Source organism: Serratia sp. X3 (assembly GCF_014982455.1).
GTDB classification, from domain to species: domain Bacteria; phylum Pseudomonadota; class Gammaproteobacteria; order Enterobacterales; family Enterobacteriaceae; genus Serratia; species Serratia ureilytica.
In genome coordinates, this window is record NZ_JADCNB010000001.1 from 701,152 (window position 1) to 723,299 (window position 22,148).

20 protein-coding genes and 1 pseudogene are annotated in these 22,148 nt (G+C 59.7%); 10 read left to right on the forward strand and 11 right to left on the reverse strand.

The features are described 5' to 3' along the window. Nucleotides 1-20: 20 nt before the first annotated feature. The 4 genes from fliI to fliF are packed head-to-tail and all read right to left on the reverse strand — an operon-like array spanning nt 21 to nt 4,762. Nucleotides 21-1,382, reverse strand: coding sequence for a flagellar protein export ATPase FliI (gene fliI / locus IMX17_RS03315; RefSeq protein ID WP_004934781.1), 1,362 nt, complete (start codon nt 1,380-1,382; stop codon nt 21-23). Beyond that, nucleotides 1,382-2,086, reverse strand: a complete 705-nt coding sequence (gene fliH / locus IMX17_RS03320; protein WP_046896599.1) for a flagellar assembly protein FliH — start codon at nt 2,084-2,086, stop codon at nt 1,382-1,384. Before fliH ends, fliI begins: the two co-directional genes overlap by 1 nt. Then, nucleotides 2,079-3,071, reverse strand: coding sequence for a flagellar motor switch protein FliG (fliG, locus tag IMX17_RS03325; RefSeq protein ID WP_004934775.1), 993 nt, complete (start codon nt 3,069-3,071; stop codon nt 2,079-2,081). Before fliG ends, fliH begins: the two co-directional genes overlap by 8 nt. Beyond that, nucleotides 3,068-4,762 carry a flagellar basal-body MS-ring/collar protein FliF gene (gene fliF, locus IMX17_RS03330; RefSeq protein WP_193549326.1) on the reverse strand — a complete coding sequence of 565 codons (1,695 nt, stop codon included), beginning with the start codon at nt 4,760-4,762 and terminating at the stop codon, nt 3,068-3,070. The genes fliG and fliF overlap by 4 nt, the downstream gene beginning before the upstream one ends. Nucleotides 4,763-5,077: 315 nt before the next feature. Between fliF and fliE the strand changes: the two genes are divergently transcribed. Further along, nucleotides 5,078-5,392, forward strand: coding sequence for a flagellar hook-basal body complex protein FliE (gene fliE, locus IMX17_RS03335; RefSeq protein WP_046896601.1), 315 nt, complete (start codon nt 5,078-5,080; stop codon nt 5,390-5,392). 79 nt (nt 5,393-5,471) lie between these two features. Further along, the gene (locus tag IMX17_RS03340; RefSeq protein ID WP_193549327.1) at nt 5,472-5,672 is read left to right on the forward strand and encodes a hypothetical protein; all 201 of its coding nucleotides are present in this window, start codon (nt 5,472-5,474) and stop codon (nt 5,670-5,672) included. 168 nt (nt 5,673-5,840) lie between these two features. Here the strand turns inward: IMX17_RS03340 and IMX17_RS03345 are convergent, their stop codons facing one another. Continuing rightward, entirely contained in the window at nt 5,841-6,440 is a 600-nt protein-coding gene (locus IMX17_RS03345; RefSeq protein ID WP_193549328.1) for an FMN-dependent NADH-azoreductase, read from the reverse strand. Between the two features lie 129 nt (nt 6,441-6,569). Between IMX17_RS03345 and IMX17_RS03350 the strand changes: the two genes are divergently transcribed. Continuing rightward, complete coding sequence (locus tag IMX17_RS03350; protein ID WP_046896604.1) at nt 6,570-7,499, forward strand: LysR family transcriptional regulator; 930 nt, start codon at nt 6,570-6,572, stop codon at nt 7,497-7,499. 476 nt (nt 7,500-7,975) lie between these two features. Here the strand turns inward: IMX17_RS03350 and IMX17_RS03355 are convergent, their stop codons facing one another. From IMX17_RS03355 to fliD, 4 genes are all read right to left on the reverse strand, one after another. Continuing rightward, complete coding sequence (locus IMX17_RS03355) at nt 7,976-8,836, reverse strand: AraC family transcriptional regulator (RefSeq protein ID WP_046896605.1); 861 nt, start codon at nt 8,834-8,836, stop codon at nt 7,976-7,978. A 308-nt stretch (nt 8,837-9,144) separates the two neighbouring features. Then, entirely contained in the window at nt 9,145-9,513 is a 369-nt protein-coding gene (gene fliT / locus IMX17_RS03360; protein ID WP_033643504.1) for a flagella biosynthesis regulatory protein FliT, read from the reverse strand. Then, the gene (fliS, locus tag IMX17_RS03365) at nt 9,513-9,923 is read right to left on the reverse strand and encodes a flagellar export chaperone FliS (RefSeq protein WP_004934758.1); all 411 of its coding nucleotides are present in this window, start codon (nt 9,921-9,923) and stop codon (nt 9,513-9,515) included. Before fliS ends, fliT begins: the two co-directional genes overlap by 1 nt. Before the next feature lie 26 nt (nt 9,924-9,949). Continuing rightward, nucleotides 9,950-11,350, reverse strand: a complete 1,401-nt coding sequence (fliD, locus tag IMX17_RS03370) for a flagellar filament capping protein FliD (protein ID WP_182264269.1) — start codon at nt 11,348-11,350, stop codon at nt 9,950-9,952. A gap of 281 nt (nt 11,351-11,631) precedes the next feature. Between fliD and IMX17_RS03375 the strand changes: the two genes are divergently transcribed. From IMX17_RS03375 to tcyN, 7 genes are all read left to right on the forward strand, one after another. Next, the gene (locus tag IMX17_RS03375; RefSeq protein WP_046896607.1) at nt 11,632-12,681 is read left to right on the forward strand and encodes a flagellin FliC; all 1,050 of its coding nucleotides are present in this window, start codon (nt 11,632-11,634) and stop codon (nt 12,679-12,681) included. Between the two features lie 182 nt (nt 12,682-12,863). Beyond that, complete coding sequence (locus IMX17_RS03380) at nt 12,864-13,586, forward strand: RNA polymerase sigma factor FliA (protein ID WP_004934752.1); 723 nt, start codon at nt 12,864-12,866, stop codon at nt 13,584-13,586. 55 nt (nt 13,587-13,641) lie between these two features. After that, nucleotides 13,642-14,151 carry a flagella biosynthesis regulatory protein FliZ gene (gene fliZ / locus IMX17_RS03385; RefSeq protein WP_033643501.1) on the forward strand — a complete coding sequence of 170 codons (510 nt, stop codon included), beginning with the start codon at nt 13,642-13,644 and terminating at the stop codon, nt 14,149-14,151. Nucleotides 14,152-14,275: 124 nt separating this feature from the next. Beyond that, nucleotides 14,276-15,268, forward strand: a complete 993-nt coding sequence (locus tag IMX17_RS03390; RefSeq protein ID WP_094142797.1) for a D-cysteine desulfhydrase — start codon at nt 14,276-14,278, stop codon at nt 15,266-15,268. Nucleotides 15,269-15,383: 115 nt separating this feature from the next. Beyond that, nucleotides 15,384-16,184, forward strand: coding sequence for a cystine ABC transporter substrate-binding protein (gene tcyJ, locus IMX17_RS03395; RefSeq protein WP_033650878.1), 801 nt, complete (start codon nt 15,384-15,386; stop codon nt 16,182-16,184). Further along, a complete protein-coding gene (tcyL, locus tag IMX17_RS03400) occupies nt 16,184-16,846 on the forward strand; it encodes a cystine ABC transporter permease (protein ID WP_033643498.1) in 663 nt (220 codons plus the stop codon). The genes tcyJ and tcyL overlap by 1 nt, the downstream gene beginning before the upstream one ends. Before the next feature lie 3 nt (nt 16,847-16,849). After that, complete coding sequence (tcyN, locus tag IMX17_RS03405) at nt 16,850-17,602, forward strand: L-cystine ABC transporter ATP-binding protein TcyN (protein WP_015378232.1); 753 nt, start codon at nt 16,850-16,852, stop codon at nt 17,600-17,602. Nucleotides 17,603-17,631: 29 nt separating this feature from the next. On the opposite strand, the pseudogene IMX17_RS25425 reads toward tcyN, so the two are convergent. Both IMX17_RS25425 and putA read right to left on the reverse strand, forming a co-directional pair. Further along, nucleotides 17,632-17,730: pseudogene (locus IMX17_RS25425) on the reverse strand (type II toxin-antitoxin system HicB family antitoxin); the annotation flags it as partial. Between the two features lie 197 nt (nt 17,731-17,927). Continuing rightward, on the reverse strand, nt 17,928-21,899 hold the full coding sequence (putA, locus tag IMX17_RS03410; protein ID WP_147880015.1) for a trifunctional transcriptional regulator/proline dehydrogenase/L-glutamate gamma-semialdehyde dehydrogenase: 3,972 nt from the start codon (nt 21,897-21,899) through the stop codon (nt 17,928-17,930). Between the last annotated feature and the right edge of the window lie 249 nt (nt 21,900-22,148).

A 22,148-nucleotide genomic window follows, 5' to 3' on the forward strand; every position in this document is an offset into this window, starting at 1 on the left:
CGCTCTGCGCCTCTGTGACGTTAAACAATCAACTGCTGCAGCTGTTGACAGGCTTCATCATAGCCGCTGCGTTCAAAGATGCCCTGTTGCAGGTACGCCTCCATCTGCGGGTACAGCGTCATCGCTTTGTCCAGCAACGGATCGCTGCCGGCCGCGTAGGCGCCGACGCTGATCAGATCGCGGTTGCGCTGATAGCTGGCCAGCATCTGTTTGAAGGTGCGAACCCGGCGATAATGCTCTTCGTCGATCAGCGACGTCATGGCGCGGCTGATTGACGCTTCGATGTCGATAGCCGGGTAGTGGCCGGCCTCCGCCAGGCGTCGGGACAGCACCACGTGGCCATCGAGGATGGCGCGCGCCGAGTCGGCGATCGGGTCTTGCTGATCGTCCCCCTCGGTCAACACGGTGTAGAAGGCGGTGATGGAACCGCCGCCGCTGATGCCGTTGCCCGCGCGTTCCACCAGCGCAGGCAGTTTGGCGAAGACCGAAGGCGGATAACCTTTGGTCGCCGGCGGTTCGCCGATGGCCAGGGCTATCTCACGCTGCGCCATGGCGTAGCGGGTGAGGGAATCCATGATCAGCAACACGTGCTGCCCGCGATCGCGGAAATCTTCGGCGATGCGGGTGGCGTAGGCCGCCCCCTGCATGCGCAGCAGCGGCGATACGTCCGCCGGCGCGGCGATCACCACCGAGCGCGCCCGGCCTTCGGCGCCGAGAATGTTCTCGATAAAGTCTTTGACCTCGCGACCACGTTCGCCGATCAGGCCAACGACGATCACATCCGCCTGGGTGTAACGGGCCATCATGCCGAGCAGCACGCTCTTGCCGACGCCGGAACCGGCGAACAGGCCCATGCGCTGGCCGCGACCGACGGTCAGCAGACCGTTGATGGTGCGCACTCCCACGTCCAGCACCTGCTCGATCGGCGTGCGCTGCAAGGGGTTGAACGGCGCGGTGATCAGCGGCGCGCGGTAACCGGTTTCCGGGGAGGGCAGGCCGTCGAGCGGTTTGGCGCTGCCGTCCAGCACGCGCCCCAGCAGCGCCGGGCCGAGCGGCAGCTGTTTGCCGGCGCTTTGGCCTTCCGGCGCAATGCGGGCGTAAACCCGCGCGCCCGGCACGATGCCTTCCACTTCTTCCAACGGCATCAGGAACAGCCGCTGGCCGTTGAAACCGACCACTTCGCTTTCCACTTCCTGCACCTCACCGGCGTCGTGCCGTTCGATGAGGCAGGTCGCGCCGAGCGGCAACTGCAGCCCGGTGGCTTCCAGCACCAGCCCGGTGGCACGGGTCAGGCGGCCGTAGCGGCGTACCGTCGGCGCGCGGGCGATGCGCTTTTCCAGCGTATCCAGAGAGCTCAGCCAGCGGCCGAGACGCGCGGTCATCAGACTTCTCCCGGTGCCGCCAGGCGACACAGTTCATGCCAGCGCGTCGCCAGGCTGGCGTCGAGATCGCCTTCTTCGGCGCTGACCTTGCAGCCGCCCGGGTGCAGTTCGCCGTCCGCCAGCAGGCGCCAGCCGTGCAGACTGAGGGTGACCCCCAGCTGCTGCTCGACGCGTTGGTAGTCGTCCGGGTGGACCCGCAGCTGCGGCTTGCCGTTGAACATCGGCTCCTGCTGAATCAGCTGTTGGATCTGCGCGAGCAGGGCGGTGCCGTCGCACACCGGCGGCTGGCCCAGCACCTGTTTGGCGGCGGTCAACGCCAGCTGCATCAGCCGCGAAGCGATCACGCTGTCGAGCGCGTCCAACGTGTGCTGGAATTCGGTGACCAACTGCTGCCAGTGGGCGGTCAGCGGCTGTTGCTGCTGCTGCGCTTCCAGCAGCCCTTGTTGACGGCCTTCTTCCAGACCGGACTGAAAACCGGCCTCATAGCCTTTTTGCTGGCCGTCGGCATAGCCCAGCTGCTGGCCCTGTTGCTCGGCCTGCAGCCGCAGCGTCGCCAACTGCTGTTGCAATTCGGCCTGCGCGTCCGGCGACGGATCGCTGTGTTCGAGATCCGGCAGCGGCGGCAGTTCGAACGCCGGTTTCTGTTCGCCCAAATCGTTGAGCGACCAGGGCTGCCAGGGCAGGGTGTTAATGCGATCAGACATAGGTGTCCTCGCCGCCGCCGATGATCATTTCGCCGGTTTCCGCCAGGCGTCTCACCACCAACAGGATGGCTTTCTGCTCGTTCTCCACCTGCGACATGCGCACCGGGCCACGGTTGGCCAGATCGTCGCGCAGGATGTCGGCGGCACGTTGCGACATGTTCTTGAGGAACTTCTCGCGCAGCGGCTGTTCGGCGCCTTTCAGCGCGATCAGCAGCGACTCGCCTTCCACTTCCTGCAGCAGGCGCTGGATGCTGCGATCGTCGACTTCCACCAGGTTTTCGAACAGGAACATCTCGTCGATGATCTTCTGCGCCAGCTCGCCGTCGTATTCGCGCATCGCATCGATGACCGCTTCTTCCTGCTGGGTTTTCATCAGGTTGATGATCTCGGCGGCGGTGCGCACCCCGCCCATTTTGCTGCGTTTGAGGTTCTGGCCGTCGAGCAGGTTGTTCAGCACCTCGGTCAGCTCCGCCAACGCCGCCGGCTGCACGCCGCCGAAGGTGGCGATACGCAGCATCACGTCGTTGCGCAGGCGTTCGTCGAACAGGGCCAGAATATCCGCCGCCTGGCCGCGTTTGAGGTGCACCAGAATGGTGGCGATGATCTGCGGGTGTTCGTCGCGGATCAGATCGGCGGCGCTCTGCGGCTCCATAAAGTTGAGCGTTTCCATGCCGGTGGTGGTCTCGCGCGATTCGAGAATGTCTTCCAACAGGCTGGCGGCGCGCTCTTCGCCCAGCGCCTTGACCAGCACCGAACGCAGATAGTCGCTGGCGTTGACGCTCAGCGCCGCGTATTGCTCGGCGTCGTCTTCAAACTCGGTCAGTATTTCGCCGAGCTGTTTGTGCGACACCTGGCTCATGCCTGCCATGGTGCCGCTCAGCAGCTGTACTTCGCGCGAGGAGAGGTGTTTGAACACCTCCGCCGCGCGATCTTCACCCAGCGTCATCAGCAAGATGGCGCTTTTGTCGGTTCCGGTCAGGCTCATATCTCGTTACTCATCCATTGGCGGATTACCAGAGCGACCACGCGCGGGTCTTTGTCAGCCAGATCGCGGATCCGTTGGCTCTGGACTTCTGCGCTGACGCGCTGCTGCGATTTACGACGCTGCGCCAGCTCCTCGTTGCTCGGTTTGCTGCTGTCGACCGCTTTGGCGGCAGGCGCGTTGGCGGCGGCGATGGCGGCCTGTTGCGCCGCCTGGCGCTGTTGCAGCTGCGGCCGCACCAGTTTGCGCCACAGCAGCCAGGCAACCAGCAGCACCAGCAGATAACGGCCGGCGTCGATCAGGCGATCGATAAACGACTGGCTTTGCCAGAACGGCAGTTCGCCACCGGTCACCTGAGTGTCGGTGAACGGCGTGTTGACCACGTTCAGGGTATCGCCACGGCTGCTGGAGTAGCCCATCGCTTCACGCACCAGCGCTTCGATCTGCGCCAGCTGTTCTTTGCTCATCGGCTGCGGTTTGCCGTCTTTATCCGCGCCGAGGTAGTTGACCACCACGGCGACCGACAGACGCTGCACGGTGCCGGCTTTTTGCTGGGTATGACGGATGGTGCGATCGAGCTCGTAGTTGGTGGTCGCGTCGCGACGGGTATTTTGCGGCACGCCGCTGGCCGCCGCGCTGCGGGTGGTCGCGGCGTTTTGCGCGGTGGCGTTGGCGTTATTGCCCGCCGCCGGCTTGGCGGTTTCAATCGGCGCCGTAGGCGGAGCGCTCGGTTGGTTGGACAGCGCGCCCGGCACGCCGCCGACCTGCGGCCCGCCGATCTGCTCGCTCAGGCTGGTTTGCTGTGAGCGGATGGCGGCTTTATCCGGCTGCTGGTTAGGTTGGTACTGTTCATCGGTTTGTTCGCGCGTGGCGAAGTCGATCTGCGCCGTGACCTGCGCACGCACGTTGGCGCTGCCGACCACCGGGGCGAGGATCGCTTCGATGCGGCGCTGGAAGCCGTTTTCGACTTCGTTGGCGTATTTCAGCTGCGAAGCGTTGAGATCGCGCCCGGTGCCGTCGGACTGGGTCAGCAGGCGGCCAGCCTGATCGACCACGGTCACGTTGCCCGGCGGCAGACCGGCGACGCTGCTCGACACCATATAAACGATGGCGTTGATCTGGCCGTCGTCCAGCGCACGGCCGGGTTGCAGGGTCAGCGTTACCGAGGCGGAAGGGGATTTTTGTTCGCGCACGAACAGTGAAGGTTTAGGCAGCGCCAGGTGAACGCGGGCGTTTTGCACCGGCCCCAACGACTCGATAGTGCGCGACAGCTCGCCCTCGAGGGCGCGCTGATAGTTAATCTGCTCGCTGAACTGGCTGATGCCGAATTTTTCCTGATCCAGCAGTTCGAAGCCGACGGCACCGCCTTTCGGCAGCCCCTGCTGCGCGAGGCGCAAACGGGTTTCATGCACCTTTTCCGCCGGGATCAGCAGCGCTGCGCCATTCTCGGCGAAGCGATAAGGGATATTCATCTGCGTCAGCTGGGTGACGATGGCGCCACCGTCGCGGTCGTTCAGATTGCTGTACAGCACGCGGTAGTCGGGGCTTTTCACCCACAACAGCAGTGCGACGACGATCGCGATCGCGGCGGAAGCGGCGACCAGCAACGGAATTTTCGGGTTGGCGCGCAGACGGTTCCAGATGGCCTGCAGGCCGTTGTCGCGGCTTTCGCCGGCGGTTATCGAAGCACTCATTTTAGGTCTCGTCCTTCAATGGCGCTCACGATCCCGTACGGGCCGCTGAGCAGCTCCCTGCCAGGCTGATGAACGGTATGGTTAGCGTTGTGTGACAAAACAGACTCCCTGATACACATATCTTCTAAATAGCGGCGCTCCCATTTCTGGGCAGGCCATTATTCGCCTTATCAGACAATTCCGATTGCCCGATAAGCCGGGTTTTTTGCAGTTAATTAACCGCTTTAGGTCCGAAAACGCTGTGCTAGGGTGTGCATCATTGGAGAAGTACAGGGTGAAAACGTCACCCGGCGAGACGAGAGGATTGAGGACCAGATGGCGATTCAGGGCATTGAAGGGGTTCTGCAGCAGATGCAGACCATGGCGGTTCAGGCCGGCAAGATGGGGCAAAATGTGGCGCCGCAGGGCGTCAGCTTCGCCAGCGAACTGACTGCGGCGCTCGGCAAGATCAGCGATACCCAGCAGACGGCGCGCAAACAGGCGCAGGACTTTGAGCTGGGCGTGCCGGGCATCAGCCTGAACGATGTGATGGTCGATCTGCAGAAATCGTCGGTGTCTTTGCAACTGGGCGTCCAGGTGCGCAACAAGCTGGTGGCGGCCTACCAGGACATCATGAATATGCCGGTGTGATGAACGTACCGTCCATTTTTCAGTGAAATTTCGCTCGGCGCTGTTAGCCTATGGCGATGGTTATAGGAGGGATAGGATAATGTGTAAATCGCTGTGCCTTGCTCTGGCCATGATGGCGTTGTCTGGATGCGCCGGCCAGAATGATGACTATTCTTCGGCGCAAAAAACGGCGCCTCATCAGGATGCCGGCAAAGAGTGGAAGGCGTTTGTCGCGCCGCTGTCGGTGAAGACACAGTCGCCCTGTGAGCGTGAAATGAAACGCGCCGCCCGGCAATACTGAAGCCGTGACGCCAGTCGATGGACAAAAAAAGCCAGCTATCGAAATAGCTGGCTGAAGGTGCGATAAAACATTTATGTGATGTAGGAGCGCCGACGCACGTTCGAGGTGCGTCAACGCGAACATCATATTTGTTATGTTATAACAAATCAATGCTGCCGTGCGTTTGCCTCAGCCCGCTAACGCCACGATGCGCTGGTGGGCGCTTGCCAGCCCCTGGTCGCGGCCGTGCGGTTTCATGTCCAGCCCTTCGGCATAGATGAATTGCACGTCGCCGATCCCCATCAGCCCCAGCACCGAGCGCAGGTAGGGCGTTACGGCGTCGGTCGGATGCCCGGCGTGCATACCGCCGCGTGAACTGAAGACCACCGCATTGACGCCTTCCATCAGCCCCACCGGGTAGGTGGCGGTATAGTTGAAGGTCATCCGGGCGCGGGCCACCAGATCGAACCAGTTTTTCAGCTGAGTCGGCACGTTGAGGTTGTACATCGGCGCCCCGATCAGTAACAGGTCGCTCTCTTTCAGTTCGGCAATCAGTTGATCGGAGAGCGCTACCGTGGCTTTGGCGCGCGGGCTGACATTTTCCGCGCCGCGCAGCGCGCTGAACAGCTCGCCGTCCAACACCGGCAGATCCAGCGCCGTCAGATCGTGTTCGACGATCCGATCGTCGTATCCTTTCGCTTTGCGCGCCGCCAGATAGCGGTCAATCAGGTTATTGGTCTGCGAGTCATTTCCCATAATGCTGGATTTGAGTGCCAGTATTTTTTTCATGCTGTTGTCCTCTGACGGTAATCTGTGGTTTTCACCGGGGACTCCGGAATGACTGCAGGTTATCATTGCTTAAGGTTCACCAGTGGTGATAGGTTTTCACCTAATTGATTCCATATTGGCAACATTAAGATGAAAAGCGATCTGAGTGCGCTGCCGGCCTTTGTTGCCGTAGCGGAAGGCGGCAGTTTCGCCGCCGCCGCAGAGAAACTGCATCTGACGCGTTCTGCGGTCAGCAAAATCGTGTCGCGTCTGGAGGCGCGGCTGGGCGTGATGCTGTTTATGCGCACCACGCGCAGCCTGAGCCTGACGGACGAAGGCGCGCTGTACTATGAACACTGTCGACAGGCATTGGCGAACGTTCAGGCGGCGGAAAACCAGCTCGACAGCGGCAAGATGCAGGTCAGCGGCCGGCTCAGAGTCTCGGTGCCGGTGCTGTTCGGCCACCTGTGCATTGCGCCCTTGTTGACGGCGCTGGCGAATGAGCATCCGTTATTGACGCTGGAAATCTCATTCAGCGACCGCAGGATCGATCTCGTCGACGAGGGATTCGATCTGGCGGTGCGCATCGGCGAACTGGCGGACAGCGGCAGTTTGGTTGCCCGACGTTTGGGCGAACATGGCATGCTCCTGTGCGCGTCGCCCGACTACGTGCGGCGCTGCGGCGAGCCGAGCACGGCGGAAGCGTTAAGCCGGCATCAGGCGGTGGGGTATCTGCACGCCGGCGCCGTGCTGCCGTGGCAGCTGCGTGGCGAAAACGGTGAGCTGCAATCGTTCAGCCCCCCGACCAAGATGATGATGGATGATATGCAGGGGATCGTCGATGCGATATCCGCCGGCGCCGGCATTGCCTGGCTGCCGGAGTGGCTGGTGCGCGAGCGGCTGATGGCGGGAACGTTGGTGGAGATCATGCGCGGTGAGTCCAACCTCAGTTTCCCGGTCAACGTGGTGTGGCCCTATATGCCTTACCAGCCGCTCAAGGTGCGGCTGGCGGTGGACAAACTGGTGGCTGAGCTGCCCGCAAAATTGGCGCTTGTGCCACCGCCGTTATCGCAGCGGTAATCGCCGCGTCGCAACCGACAGGAAATGGGAGCAATGTTCCGAATAGAGGGGCGAACATTGTGCTGTCAGGCTTATTGAATGTGCCGGTGAGCGTTTATTATGGCCTTATTAGTAGGGTTATTATTCGAGGCAGGTCAATGAGCAGTAAAAGCGAATCCAGATGGCGTCTGATCAGTATTTTAATGCTGGTGGTTTTAGCCACGTTAATTGGCGTGTTGGTCAAACTGGATTGAAGTCTGACCAGGCGATAAAAAACCTGGCCGTTTTATTGTGCGGCCAGTAAACGCATCATGTCTTCTTCATACAGTAAGGCTAGCAGCCACAGCCCCAACAACATTATTGCCAGAGAAAATAATCGCTTTTCATTGCGCATCGTTTAATTCGCTTTCGGCGGATGGACGTGGCTTAGCGTATCTCAGCGTTGTTACAACCGTTATGGACTTGTGTTAAATAAAGCCATTTTGTTGCGCGTCTATTTATGTTTCTCCGGCGACCATCGTCTCAACGCCCTGAGAGCCGGGTTCCATAATCCTTTGGTGGCCGCGAATGGCGGTAGGCGCAAAACCGAAGCGTTTGCGAAAACGTTCGGCGAAACGCGACGCGCTTTCATAACCCACATGCTGCGCGATGGCGGAAATCGGCCAGTCGGTCGATTGCAGCAGGGCCAGCGCGCTGCTCATCCGGACGTCGATCATCAGGTTGCGCAACGCGGTGTTTTCCATCGACAGCTTGCGGCGCAACATCACTTCACTCATCGACAGGCTCTCCGCGACTTTGGCCGCCGTCCAAATGCTGTGCGGATCGGTCGCCAGGCAGCGACGCACGCGTTGCGTCAGATCCTTGGCTTCGTTGTGAATAAAGCGAATGCCGAATTGGGCCAGCCACAGCAGAATTTCCAGCATTTTGTGCCGCACGATGATGGTGGGAAAGCGTTGCCGCAGCGTCAGCGCCAGGCCGGTGGTTTCAAAACTGTGCTTTAGGGCGCAGGGCAGGTTGCGCAGCGCCAGGACGGCATCGAACGGCATCGCCGCCGGCGTTTCCTCGGCCGGAGGTTGGACGGTGAGCAACAGGGGATCGCAGGTCAGCAGTTGGCAACTGAATACGCCGTCTTCGGACGGGCCGTTAATAATGTCCACCGTTTGCCCGCCGTCGATAATCAACAGCTCGCCGGGATGAGCGACCACTTCGTGTTGTTGCCAGCGTACGCGCTTATGGCCTTGTTGTATCAGATACAGATGTGGTTGCTCAAAATAGACTGAAGGGAATAATAATTCAGTATACTGAATGATGTGCGCTGAGGCGCCAATTCCAGGACAGAGATTAATTGTACGTTCCATCGATATTCATTTCGCAGCCATTATCTGGGAATATCTTTACGCTTTGATCCGCGCTGGAGCAACATTTTTCCATGGGCCGTGAAACACAGCGGCGAGTTTTATCTATCAAAAATCAATTTCCTGATGAACAGAAAACGTCCGTGTCGGGATGATGTTTATCCATTAAAGTGAGAGCCAGGCTCGAAGCGCGCATTTTACCAATTACCCATAAACTGAATAATTCAAATGCCATAGATTAATATCCTAACGTAACCCGAGGGTAATAGCGCATAGTGCTATTTAATCCATTTTCGTCAGTATTGTCGATCTTATCGGACCTGTGGCTCTCCCAGCAGCAGCGCGCGGTCATGAAACTGGCCGTAGGTGTTGTTGACCACGTTTTGGCGCGTTGACTGTTCAATAAGCGTTTTCAGCTCATCCATCCGTTGCTGCAACAGACGTTTGAGCTCGGTTTCGTTGTCGAGGATCTGTTGCAGCTTATTGCGCAACATCTCCTGCAACGCCATGGACGGGCCGGCTTGCCCGGTAAAGGCGGCGGTTTTTTCCACCGCCGTCACGTAGGCGAATTCAAGCTCGACGAGCTCTTCCCAGCGCCCGGTTTGCGCCAGCGCGATCATCTGGCTGCTCAGGGTGTAAATTTGTTGATAAGCGGCTAACAGCTGCTGTTGACGTTCCATTACACGGCGTCCTGCGAAGGTTGGTAGTTAGGGCCGATCTGGCGCCAGGCGTCGGCGATGTTTTCCAGCAGTTTGACCACCTCGGCAATCGCCGCTTCGTCGTTGTGCAGATTGGCCTGCATCAGGCGACGCTTCATATAGTCGTATAACGCCGCCAGATTTTCGGCGATCTCGCCGCCCTGCTGAGGATCGAGGCCGCTTTTCAGGCCGTTGTCGATGATGTTGATGGCTTTGGACAGCGCCATGCCCTTGCCGGCGATATCGCCCTGGTTCATCAGGATGCGTGCGCGAAGCAGGGCGCTGAGCGCCCCGTCGAACAACATCACGATTAACTGGTGCGGGCTGGCGCTCATGGCGCCGCTTTCCAGACTGACCTGTGCATAGGCCTGAGTGCCGCTACGGTTATACATGCTGTTTTCTTTGCCTTGTTAAAGGGTTATTTGAACTGTTGAGCCAAATAGTTACTGGTGCCGTTCATTTTCGACATCATGGTATCCAGCTGAACGAACTGTTGTTTATAACGATCGATGGTGTTTTGAATGCTGGCCGTGACCGTGGTGATCTGGCTGTTCAGGCGATCGAGGTTAGTGTTGATGCTTTTGGTCGAGTTCTCGATGATGCCGCCGGATTTGATGTAGCTCTGGATCTCGTTGTGGATCTCGGTGGCCATGCCGGTGTCTTTGCCGTTACCGACGAAGAAGTTGCTGACCTGATCCGGCTTTTCATCCATCGCTTTCTTCAGCTTGGCGCTGTCGATTTCCAGCTTGCCGGTTTTGGTGTTGGTAGAGATGCCGAGGTTGCCCAGACCTTTTAATTCCGGATTGTCCTGGGCGGCGCTCAGCGCGCTTTTGATCGACGACTGAATGCCGCGCAGGGTGTTGTCGCCCAGCAGCGGGCCGTTGGTTGGGTTTGGCGCTTCGCCGGTTTTCACCGGGGTGAACTTGGACAATGCGTTGAAGGTGTCCAGCAGCGAGTTATAGCTGTCGACCCACTCTTTGATCTTGTCGGTGGTGCCGGCGGTGTTGGTGCTGATCACCAGGTGTTGCGGTTCATCGGTTTTGGTTTTGGTTTTCAGATCGATGGTGACGCCCTGCAGAGCATCGCTGATCGAGTTGGTGCTGCGTTTGATGGCCGTGCCGTTCACCATCAGCTCCGCATCCTGCGGCGCGACCGTCTGCTTCATGGCGGTGGTGGTGCCGCGGGTGGCGTTGTAGTTCAGGATATCCCCCAGTTGGTCGTCATTGTCGACCTGGAGGGAGATCTTGTTGTTTTCGCCGGTGGTGGAAGAGCTGATCGCCAGCTGGTAGTCGTTGTCGCCGACGCGCATGATGCTGGCGGTGACGCCGGCTTTGGCGCCGTTGATGGCGTCGCGCAGCTCAACCAGCGAGGTTTGATCGTCGCTCAGCGGGATTTTGGTGGCTTTCGGCGGGTTGCCGGCGGTGATGGTCAGGGAGCGGTCTGACACGCCTTCAGCGCCTAACTTAGCGCCCTGGTCGCTGACTTTCGCCTGCGTGGTCAGGGTTTGCGCCTGCGCCAGTTTGTTCACTTCCACCACGTAGTTGCCCGGCACCGCCTTGGCGTTGGTGGTGATCTTGAAGGCGTCGTGTTCGGTGGCGGTGGTGGCCTTGAAGAAGTCCTCTTTCGCCATCTCTTTGCTGAGATTGTCGAATTTTTCCAGCGCGCCCTTCAGCGTACCGTAACCGGTCAGCTGGGCGTTGTAGCTGGATTGCTTGGTGGTGTAAGGGGTCAGACGCTGTTGTTCCGCTTTGGTCAGCTTATCCAGCAAGCCATTGAGGTCGAGTCCTGAGCCGAGACCTAATGAACTGATCGTTGCCATGAGTAATTCTCCTTGATTATGACTTTATTCGCTTTACGCGTTATCGGCCCAGTGGTGAAAAAGTTTACCGAAAAAAACAAAAAAACGATGGCGCAATAGAGGAGGGAAAAAGCGCGTTATTTCCGCCATTGCAACGGGCGCAAAAAATTTTAAAAAATTGCTAAAGGTTGTTAGGGGAGGGCCGATACCTGAGGGGACGGTGGTTGACGCCGTGGGCAAACAAGCCCGAACCTTTTAACCGTGTTGCGAAGAACGCAACTGACTCGTAAGGAAAGCAAACAATGGCACAAGTAATCAACACTAACAGCCTGTCTCTGATGGCGCAGAACAACCTGAACAAATCTCAGTCTTCTCTGGGCACTGCGATTGAGCGTCTGTCTTCCGGTCTGCGTATCAACAGCGCGAAAGACGATGCTGCGGGTCAGGCTATCTCCAACCGTTTCACCGCTAACATCAAAGGCCTGACTCAGGCTTCTCGTAACGCCAACGACGGTATCTCTCTGGCGCAGACCACTGAAGGCGCACTGAACGAAGTTAACGACAACCTGCAGAACATCCGTCGTCTGACCGTACAGGCGCAGAACGGTTCCAACTCCACCAGCGACCTGAAATCCATCCAGGACGAAATCACTCAGCGTCTGTCTGAAATCAACCGTATCTCCGAGCAGACTGACTTCAACGGCGTGAAAGTGCTGAGCAGCGATCAGAAACTGACCATCCAGGTTGGCGCTAACGACGGTGAAACTATCGATATCGACCTGAAAAAAATCGACGCTAAGCAACTGGGTCTGGACACCTTCAACGTGACCGACAAAGGTCCATCTGTTGGCGCAGCAGTCGCTAACGGCACCGTAATTAAAGCTGACAGCGGCGCGGACGTGACTTATGACCCAGCTAAATCCACTCTGGCTGCAGGCAAAGAGCTGGTTACCGGTAAAGATAAAGACGGTAAAGCAGTAAACTACGTGCAGACTACCGCTGCTGACGGCGCTAAAACCTACAAAGAAGCAAAAATCGCCGATGACGGTAAAGTGACCGAAGGCGCTGACGTTACCATCAAAAACCCACTGGATACCCTGGACAAAGCGCTGGCACAGGTTGACGGCCTGCGTTCTTCTCTGGGTGCGGTACAGAACCGTTTCGATTCTGTTATCAACAACCTGAACAGCACCGTGAACAACCTGGCCGCTTCTCAGTCCCGTATTCAGGATGCTGACTACGCGACCGAAGTGTCCAACATGAGCCGTGCCAACATCCTGCAACAGGCTGGCACCTCTGTTCTGGCACAGGCTAACCAGTCTACTCAGAACGTTCTGTCCCTGCTGCGTTAATCGTCTCTCCCGATTAACTGTCGCAAAGAAACCCCGCTTCGGCGGGGTTTTTTTATGCTCGCGCACCGCGCGGTTATTACATGGCGCAAATAAAGCCTGTTTTGTGCGACTGTTCAGCCGATTGGCATTTCGCCCCCTAAGCATAATAGCGCTGACTCTCTTATCCGCAGGTTTAAGACATAGTGAGCGATCTGTATACCGCCGAAGGCGTGATGGACAAAAATTCTCTCTGGCTGCGCTACGTCCCGTTAGTGCGCCACGAGGCGCTGCGCCTGCAGGTCAGGTTGCCCGCCAGCGTGGAGCTCGACGATTTGCTGCAGGCTGGGGGAATCGGGTTATTGAACGCCGTTGAGCGTTATGACGCCCTACAGGGAACCGCCTTTACCACCTATGCGGTGCAGCGCATTCGCGGCGCTATGCTCGACGAGCTGCGCAGCCGTGACTGGGTGCCGCGCAGCGTGCGGCGCCATGCACGCGAGGTCGCGCAGGTGATGCGGCAACTGGAACAGCGTTATGGCCGGCCGGCGAGCGAGACGGAAGTGGCGCAGACGCTGAATATCTCGCTGGATGAGTACCGTCAAATTCTGTTGGACACCAATAACAGCCAGCTTTTCTCCTACGACGAATGGCGCGAGGAGCATGGCGAGAACGCGGAACCGATGCTGGAAGGGCATGAAGAGGCCAACCCGCTGCATCACCTGTTGGAAGGCAGCCTGCGCCAGCGAGTGATCGACGCCATCGAGGCGTTGCCGGAGCGCGAAAAAATGGTGCTGACGCTGTATTACCAGGAAGAGTTGAACCTCAAGGAGATCGGCGCCGTGCTGGACGTCGGGGAATCCCGCGTCAGTCAACTGCACAGTCAGGCGATCAAACGGCTGCGCGCGCGGCTGGCGAACGATACCTGACGGCGGCTCGCCGCCCCTCAACTCGAAGACTCATGCGACAATCGGACTGCCCCTTATGCCAGGAATACTGTTGAAGAAACGGCCGCTTAGCCGTTACCTGAAAGATTACAAGCACAGCCAGACCCATTGCTCCCAGTGCGGTAAATTGTTGGACCGCATGGCGCTGGTGTTTCGCGGCAAGATAATTAATAAAGAAGCCATCGCGCGCATGGATCAGCCGATCGACGATGCGGTCTGGCAAAACGTGCAGCATGAGCTGACCGCGCTGTGCCGCTTTTGCAGCGAGATTTCCTGCAACAGCCACCCGAGCTATTTCGACATCATGGCGTTCAAGCAGTATCTGTTCGAACAGACCGAGATGAGCCACAGCACCATTCGCGAGTATGTGGTGCGGCTGCGCCGGCTGGACGAAATGCTGGTGGCGCGTAATTACCCGGCGGACAAGTTCGCCAACTGCGCCAGCCATCAGCGCATTATCGACGATCTGCCTACCGCGGCGCACAACAACTACCGCATTGCGCTGCGCAAATACGATCAGTATCTCGCCTGGCAGCGCAGCTACTGAGATTTTCCCCGGCCGCTGGGCCGGGGTCTGCGGATCCCCCCGTGATAAAGGATGATTATTCAGTTCACATCTGCTAAATCTATCGGTTATCAGATGTTGATACTCGATTCCCTGGGGGGAAGTAGTGAACCTGCAACAACAACTGGCGCAATTTCCGCGTCTGGATCTGGTTGGCGTCGCCACGCCGCTGGAAAAACTGTCCCGTCTCTCCGATTATCTCGGCCGTGAAATCTACCTTAAACGTGACGATGTCACCCCTATGGCCATGGGCGGCAACAAGCTGAGAAAGCTTGAGTTTCTGGCTGCCGATGCGCTGAGGCAAGGCGCCGATACGCTGGTTACCGCCGGCGCCATTCAATCCAACCACGTGCGCCAGACGGCGGCGGTGGCGGCGAAACTGGGCCTGCACTGTGTCGCGCTGCTGGAAAACCCTATCGATACCCGCGCGGAAAACTACCTGACCAACGGCAACCGCCTGTTGCTCGGCTTGTTCAACGCCGAAGTGGTGATGTGCGAAGCGCTGCACGATCCGCAGCAGCAGCTGGCGGAGCTGGCGACGCGCCTTGAGGCGCAGGGCTTCCGGCCTTACGTGGTGCCGGTGGGCGGCTCCAATGCGCTGGGCGCGCTGGGATACGTACAGTGCGCATTGGAAATCGCCGAACAGAGCCAACGTAGCAACGTGGCGTTCAGTTCGGTGGTGGTGGCATCCGGCAGCGCAGGCACCCACGCCGGGCTGGCGGTGGGGCTGCAACAGCTGCTGCCCGACACCGAGTTGATCGGCGTGACGGTCTCACGCACCGTGATCGATCAGTTGCCGAAGGTGGAACAAATCCAGAAAGCCCTGGCCTGTTCGCTGAATATCGACGAACTGGCGCCGATCGCGCTGTGGGACGATTACTTCGCACCGCAGTACGGCATGCCGAATGAAGAAGGCATGGCGGCGGTGCAGCTGCTGGCGCAGCAAGAGGGGGTATTGCTGGATCCGGTATATACCGGCAAAGCGATGGCCGGTTTGATCGACGGCATCGCCCAGCGGCGTTTCCGCGACGAAGGGCCCATCCTGTTCGTTCACACCGGCGGTGCGCCGGCGCTGTTCGCCTACCATCCGCAGGTGTAAATGCCGCTTGTTATTCCATTTTGAACTATATTTATAAAGTTATATTCCTTTATGCGGGCGGTCGCACTGTTAAAGTGCTGATATCAAAAAAGATAAATAACATACAGGGGTGTTTATGATGTTTGCGAAAGTTCGTCGTCAATGGTTGTTGGGCGTGGTGGGTATTGCGTTGGCCGCCGGTGTGACGACGCAAACCTACGCCGCCGATAACCTGCTGCAGCAGGTGAAACAGCGCGGCACGCTGATCGTTGGGCTGGAAGGCACCTATCCGCCGTTCAGCTTCCAGGGTGAAGACGGCAAATTGACCGGTTTCGAAGTGGATTTCGCCAACGCGTTGGCGCAACATCTGGGCGTGAAAGCCAAGCTGAACCCGACCAAGTGGGACGGCATGCTGGCGTCGCTGGAGTCAAAACGCATCGACGTGGTGATCAACCAGGTGACAATCTCCGATGAGCGCAAGAAGAAATATGACTTCTCCACCCCTTATACCGTTTCCGGCATTCAGGCGCTGGTGAAAAAGGGCAACGAAGGCACGATCACCAAGCCGGAAGACCTGAAGGGCAAGAAGGTCGGCGTTGGCCTGGGCACCAACTATGAGCAATGGCTGCGTGCGAACGTGCAGGGTGTAGACGTGCGCACTTACGACGATGATCCGACCAAGTATCAGGATCTGCGCGTCGGCCGTATCAACGCCATTCTGGTGGACCGCCTGGCGGCGCTGGATCTGGTGAAGAAAACCGGCGATACGCTGGCGGTGGCCGGCCCGGCATTCTCCCGCCAGGAGTCCGGCGTGGCGCTGCGCAAGAATAACCCAGAGCTGCTGGCCGCGATTGACCAGGCGATCGCCGAGATGCAAAAAGACGGCACGCTGGCGAAGATCTCCGAGAAATGGTTTGGCGCGGACGTAACTAAATAATGCACGAAAGTATTCAACTGGCGCTGGATTCAGCGCCATTTTTATTGAAGGGCGCAATATTGACGCTCCAGCTCAGCCTGGGCGGTATGGCGTTCGGCCTGTTGCTGGGTTTTCTGCTGGCGCTGATGCGTCTTTCGCCGCTTTGGCCGCTGTCGTGGCTGTCGCGCATTTACGTATCGCTGTTCCGCGGCACGCCGCTGATCGCCCAGCTGTTTATGATCTATTACGGTCTGCCGCAGTTCGGCGTTGAATTCGATCCTTTCCCGGCGGCGCTGATTGGCCTGTCGCTCAATACCGCCGCTTACACCTCAGAAACGCTGCGCGCGGCGATTTCGTCGATCGATAAAGGTCAGTGGGAAGCCGCCGCCAGCATCGGCATGACCCGTTGGCAAACCCTGCGCCGGGTGATCTTGCCGCAGGCGGCGCGCACCGCCTTGCCGCCGCTGGGCAACAGTTTTATCGGCCTGGTGAAAGACACTTCGCTGGCCGCCACCATTCAGGTGCCGGAATTGTTCCGCCAGGCGCAGCTGATCACCTCGCGCACGCTGGAAGTGTTCACCATGTACCTGGCGGCATCGCTGATTTACTGGGTGATGGCGACCCTGCTTTCCGCACTGCAAAACCGTCTGGAAGCCCACGTTAATCGCCAGGATCAGGAGTAGCGCATGAGTGCCATTGAAGTTAAACAATTGACCAAGCAGTTCAAGGGTCAGACGGTGCTGCATGGAATCGATCTGGCGGTGGACGCCGGCGAAGTGGTGGCGATCATCGGGCCGAGCGGTTCGGGGAAAACCACCTTGTTGCGCTGCATCAACCTGCTGGAGGAGCCGGATTCCGGCACCATCCGCGTCGGCGATATCCTGATCGACGGCAGCAAGCCGCTGAGCAAACAGAAGAATCAGGTGCGCGCGCTGCGTCAGCAGGTCGGCTTCGTGTTCCAGAATTTCAACCTGTTCCCACACCGTTCGGTGCTGGAAAACATCATTGAAGGGCCGGTTATCGTTAAAGGCGAGGCGAAAGCCAGCGCCGAACAGCGCGCTCGCGCGTTGCTGGCCAAAGTGGGCCTGAGCGGCAAAGAGGCGGCTTATCCGCGTCGGCTGTCCGGCGGGCAGCAGCAGCGGGTGGCTATCGCGCGCGCGCTGGCGATGCAGCCGGAGGTGATTTTGTTCGACGAGCCTACGTCGGCGCTCGATCCCGAGCTGGTGGGGGAAGTGCTCAATACCATGCGCTCACTGGCGGAAGAGAAACGCACCATGGTGATCGTCACCCATGAGATGAGCTTCGCTCGCGACGTGGCCGATCGAGTTATCTTTATGGATCACGGCCGCATCGTCGAACAGGGCCCGGCCAAAGCGCTGTTCGCCAATCCGCAGCATCAGCGTACCCAGCAATTCCTCGACAAGTTCCGGAATCAATAAGGCGGCGGGGGCGTTTCCCCCGACCGCATTCACTCCGCTTTCAACCATTCGTTTCGCGCTGCGGCGGCGAGAAATCCGCTGCGGCTGCCGTATCCCGGATAGTGCCGAACCCGAGAGTCAATGCGTCTCGTAGCGCTTTGATGCGGCCTTCAAGCAGAGTAATCCGTCTGTGTTGTTATCGTCCATGAGGCGACACATCCTTATGCAAGGATAACAAGACGCTACCGGTTGAGCGGGCTGCGGACAATAAAAAACCCTGCACTCGTGCAGGGTTTGCGTAGCGGTAAGCCTATCAGGCTGCAACGCGTGCAGCCTTGAGGATGCGTTAACCGATGGTCATCAGGCTGGCGTTACCGCCGGCGGCGGCGGTGTTGACGCTCAGGGAACGTTCGATCAGCAGGCGTTCCAACAAGATGTTGGTTTCACCGTGGGCGAAGCCCTGTACCGAGACGATGGCGCCGCCGCGCTGGGCGATCTGCTCGCACAGGGTGCGCAGCTGGTCGGCATCGCCGTGGTAGATGGCGGCGTCGAACTCGACCTTGTCCTGCTGCCAGTCTTTGCTGAAGGCGATGCGCGCCTGCACATCGTTCGGCAAGCGGCGGAACAGATTACGTTGCAGTTCCGCTTCCGGCCACAGCGCGCAGCTGCCAACCGCCAGCACGGCGGCCAGTTGGATCAGCGCGTCGGTTTCGTTATCCGCCAGGCACAGCACGCGTTCACGCGGCAGCAGGGCATAGGTATTGCGCTCGCCGGTCGGGCCCGGCAGCGGACGTACGGTGCCGCCCTGGCCCAGTTCCGCATAGCGTTGCGCCAATGCCGCCAGTTCGCCTTGTTGGCTGGTGACCGCCCACTTCTCCAGCGATTGCAGCGCGCCCAGCAGCTGCGGCCGCGCGGTGGCTTCCATCGGGCGCTCTTCGTCCTGACGGTGCAGCGTACGTTGCAGCGCGTCGTCCGGACGGTTGGCCAGCAGACGGTACAGGTACAGCGGGCCGCCGGCTTTCGGGCCGGTGCCCGACAGGCCTTCGCCGCCGAACGGCTGTACGCCGACCACTGCGCCGACCATGTTGCGGTTGACGTACAGGTTGCCGACCTTGGCGCGTTCGGTCACCCGGGCGATGGTTTCATCGATACGGGTGTGAATGCCCAGCGTCAGGCCATAACCGGCGGCGTTGATCTGATCGACCAGCGCGTCCAGATTGTTGCGCTGGAAGCGCACCACGTGCAGCACCGGGCCGAAGATCTCTTTCTGCAGCTCGTCGAAGCTGTCGAGCTCGATCAGCGTCGGCTTGATGAAGGTGCCGCGCGCCCACTCTTTTTCATCCTGCGCGCTGCCTTTGGCGGCCTGGTACACCTTGCGGCCTTTGGCGCGCATCGCCTGGATGTGGCGTTCGATGCCGGTTTTAGCTTCGGCGTCGATCACCGGGCCCACGTCGGTGGACAGGCGTTCCGGGTTGCCCATGCGGCATTCGGCCATCGCGCCGCGGAGCATTTGCAGCGTGTGCTCGGCCACGTCTTCCTGAATGCACAGGATACGCAGCGCGGAGCAACGCTGCCCGGCGCTGTCGAAGGCGGAGGCCACCACGTCGGTCACCACCTGTTCGGTCAGGGCGGAGGAGTCGACGATCATGGCGTTCAGGCCGCCGGTTTCGGCGATCAGTGGCGTCGGACGGCCTTGCGGATCCAGACGGCCGGCGATGCTGCGCTGCAGAATGCCGGCGACGTCGGTGGAGCCGGTAAACATCACGCCGCGGACGCGGGCGTCGTTAACCAGCGTTGAGCCGACGGTTTCACCCTGGCCCGGCAGCAGCTGCAGCACGCCTTGTGGAATGCCGGCTTCCAGCAGGATACGCACCGCCTGCGCGGCCACCAGCGGCGTTTGCTCAGCCGGTTTGGCCAGCACGCTGTTGCCCGCCGCCAGCGCGGCGGCGATTTGGCCGGTGAAGATCGCCAGCGGGAAGTTCCACGGGCTGATGCAGACCACCGGGCCCAGCGGGCGGTGGCTGTCGTTGGCGAAATCGTCGCGCACCTGGCCGGCGTAGTAGTGCAGGAAATCGACCGCTTCACGCACTTCGGCGATGGCGTTGTTGAAGGTTTTACCCGCTTCGCGCACCAGAATGCCCAGCAGGCTTTGCAGCTGGCTTTCCATTAGCTCGGCGGCGCGTTCGAGGATCGCGGCGCGCTCCGTCGGCGGTGTCGCGAACCAGATTGGGCCGGCGGCCGCGGCGGCGTCGAGCGCGCGGCTGACTTCGCCTTCGGTGGCTTCACGCACGTAGCCGACCACATCGCCCGGCTCGGCCGGGTTAATCACCGGCTGTTCGACGCCCTGATCCAACTCGGCGTCGATGATCGGTTCCGCGCGCCATGGATGGCTGGCGCTGGTGAGCAGGGCGCTGGACAGCGAAGCCAGACGCTGTTCGTTGGACAGATCCAGACCGCTGGAGTTGGTGCGCTTCTCGCCGTACAGCTCGCGCGGCAGCGGGATGCGCGGATGCGGCAGGCCAATTTGACCTTCGCTGGCCGCCAGCGCTTCCACGGCGCTGACCGGATCGGCCACCAGCTCGTCGAGTGGCAGGGTGGCGTCGGCGATGCGGTTGACGAACGAGGTATTGGCGCCGTTTTCCAACAGGCGGCGCACCAGGTAAGCCAGCAGCGTTTCATGGGTGCCGACCGGCGCGTAGATGCGGCAAGGGCGGTTCAGTTTGCCGTCGGCCACTTTGCCCACCACCTGTTCGTACAGCGGTTCACCCATGCCGTGCAGGCACTGGAACTCATACTGACCAGGGTAGTAGTTGTTGCCGGCCAGGTGATAAATGGCGCTCAGCGTATGGGCGTTGTGGGTCGCGAACTGCGGATAGATCAGGTTCGGCACCGACAGCAGCTTGCGGGCGCAGGCCAGATAGGAAACGTCGGTGTACACCTTGCGGGTGTATACCGGGTAGCCTTCCAGGCCGTCCATCTGGGCGCGTTTGATTTCGCTGTCCCAGTAGGCGCCTTTCACCAGACGTATCATCAGGCGACGGCGGCTGCGTTGCGCCATGTCGATCACTGCGTCGATGGCGAACGGACAACGTTTCTGGTAGGCCTGAATCACGAAGCCGATACCGTTCCAGCCGGCCAACTGCGGTTCGAAGCACAGCTTCTCGAGCAGATCGAGCGAGATCTCCAGACGGTCGGCCTCTTCGGCGTCGATATTGATGCCGATATCGTACTGGCGTGCCTGCAGGGTCAGCGACAGCAGGCGCGGGTAAAGCTCTTCCATCACGCGTTCGTACTGCGCGCGGCTGTAGCGCGGGTGCAGGGCGGATAGCTTGATGGAGATGCCGGGGCCTTCATAGATGCCGCGGCCGTTGGAGGCTTTGCCGATGGCGTGGATCGCCTGCTGATAGGAAACCAGGTAGGCCTGGGCGTCGGCTTCGGTCAGGGCGGCTTCCCCCAGCATGTCGTAGGAGTAGCGGAAGCCTTTTTCTTCCAGCTTGCGCGCGTTGGCCAGCGCCTCGGCGATGGTTTCGCCGGTCACGAACTGTTCGCCCATCAGGCGCATCGCCATGTCCACGCCTTTGCGGATCAGCGGCTCGCCGCTCTTGCTGATAATGCGGTTCAGCGAGCGGGACAGATTGGCTTCGTTATGGGTCGACACCAGCTTGCCGGTGAACAGCAGGCCCCAGGTGGCGGCGTTGACGAACAGCGACGGGCTGCGCCCCAGGTGCGAGTGCCAGTTGCCGTTGCTGATCTTGTCGCGGATCAGGGCATCGCGGGTCGGTTTGTCCGGAATGCGCAGCAGCGCTTCCGCCAGGCACATCAGCGCCACGCCTTCCTGCGAGGAGAGGGAGAACTCTTGCAGCAGGCCTTGCACCATGCCGGCGCGGCCGTTTGCACTTTTTTGGTTACGCAACTTCTCGGCAATGCCATAGGCCATTTTGTGAGTAGCCTGTGCAAGATCGGCGGGTAATCGCGCCTGTTCGAGCAACATCGGCACCGCTTCGGTCTCCGGGCGGCGATACGCGGCGGTGATGGCGGCGCGGGTCACCGACTGCGGCAGAATTTGTTCGGCGAAATCGAGGAATGGCTGGTGTGACTCTTCCTGCGCTTGCGGCATAATGTCGTCCGCTTCAGGCTGGCTCGCTGCGGCCAGCGCTGGAATTTCAGGAATATCGGTACCGCTCTCGAGACGCTCGAGGTAATTAAAGATGGCCTGCTTGATGAGCCAGTGCGGCGTGCGATCGATGCGCTGCGCGGCGCTCTTGATCCGGTCGCGTGTTGCCTCGTCGAGTTTCACGCCCATTGTGGTAGTGCCCATGCCTGTCCAACTCCTGTGTTTAGAACCTATCCCATCAGGCTAGACAAACAGCAGGCCGGAAAGCCTGTTGGGATAGGTTCGTGAGATGTGTGGTGTTAAGAATGCAGACAATATCCTGCATGTTGCAACTTTGTGCAACCTTGTTAAATCAGGCGGATGAGCGAAGTGTGAGTTTCATCGATTTTTTAACACGGGCAGTTGGCACGAATGTTGCGTTATTGAGCGAACGCGGCGGGGTTAATGATGCCG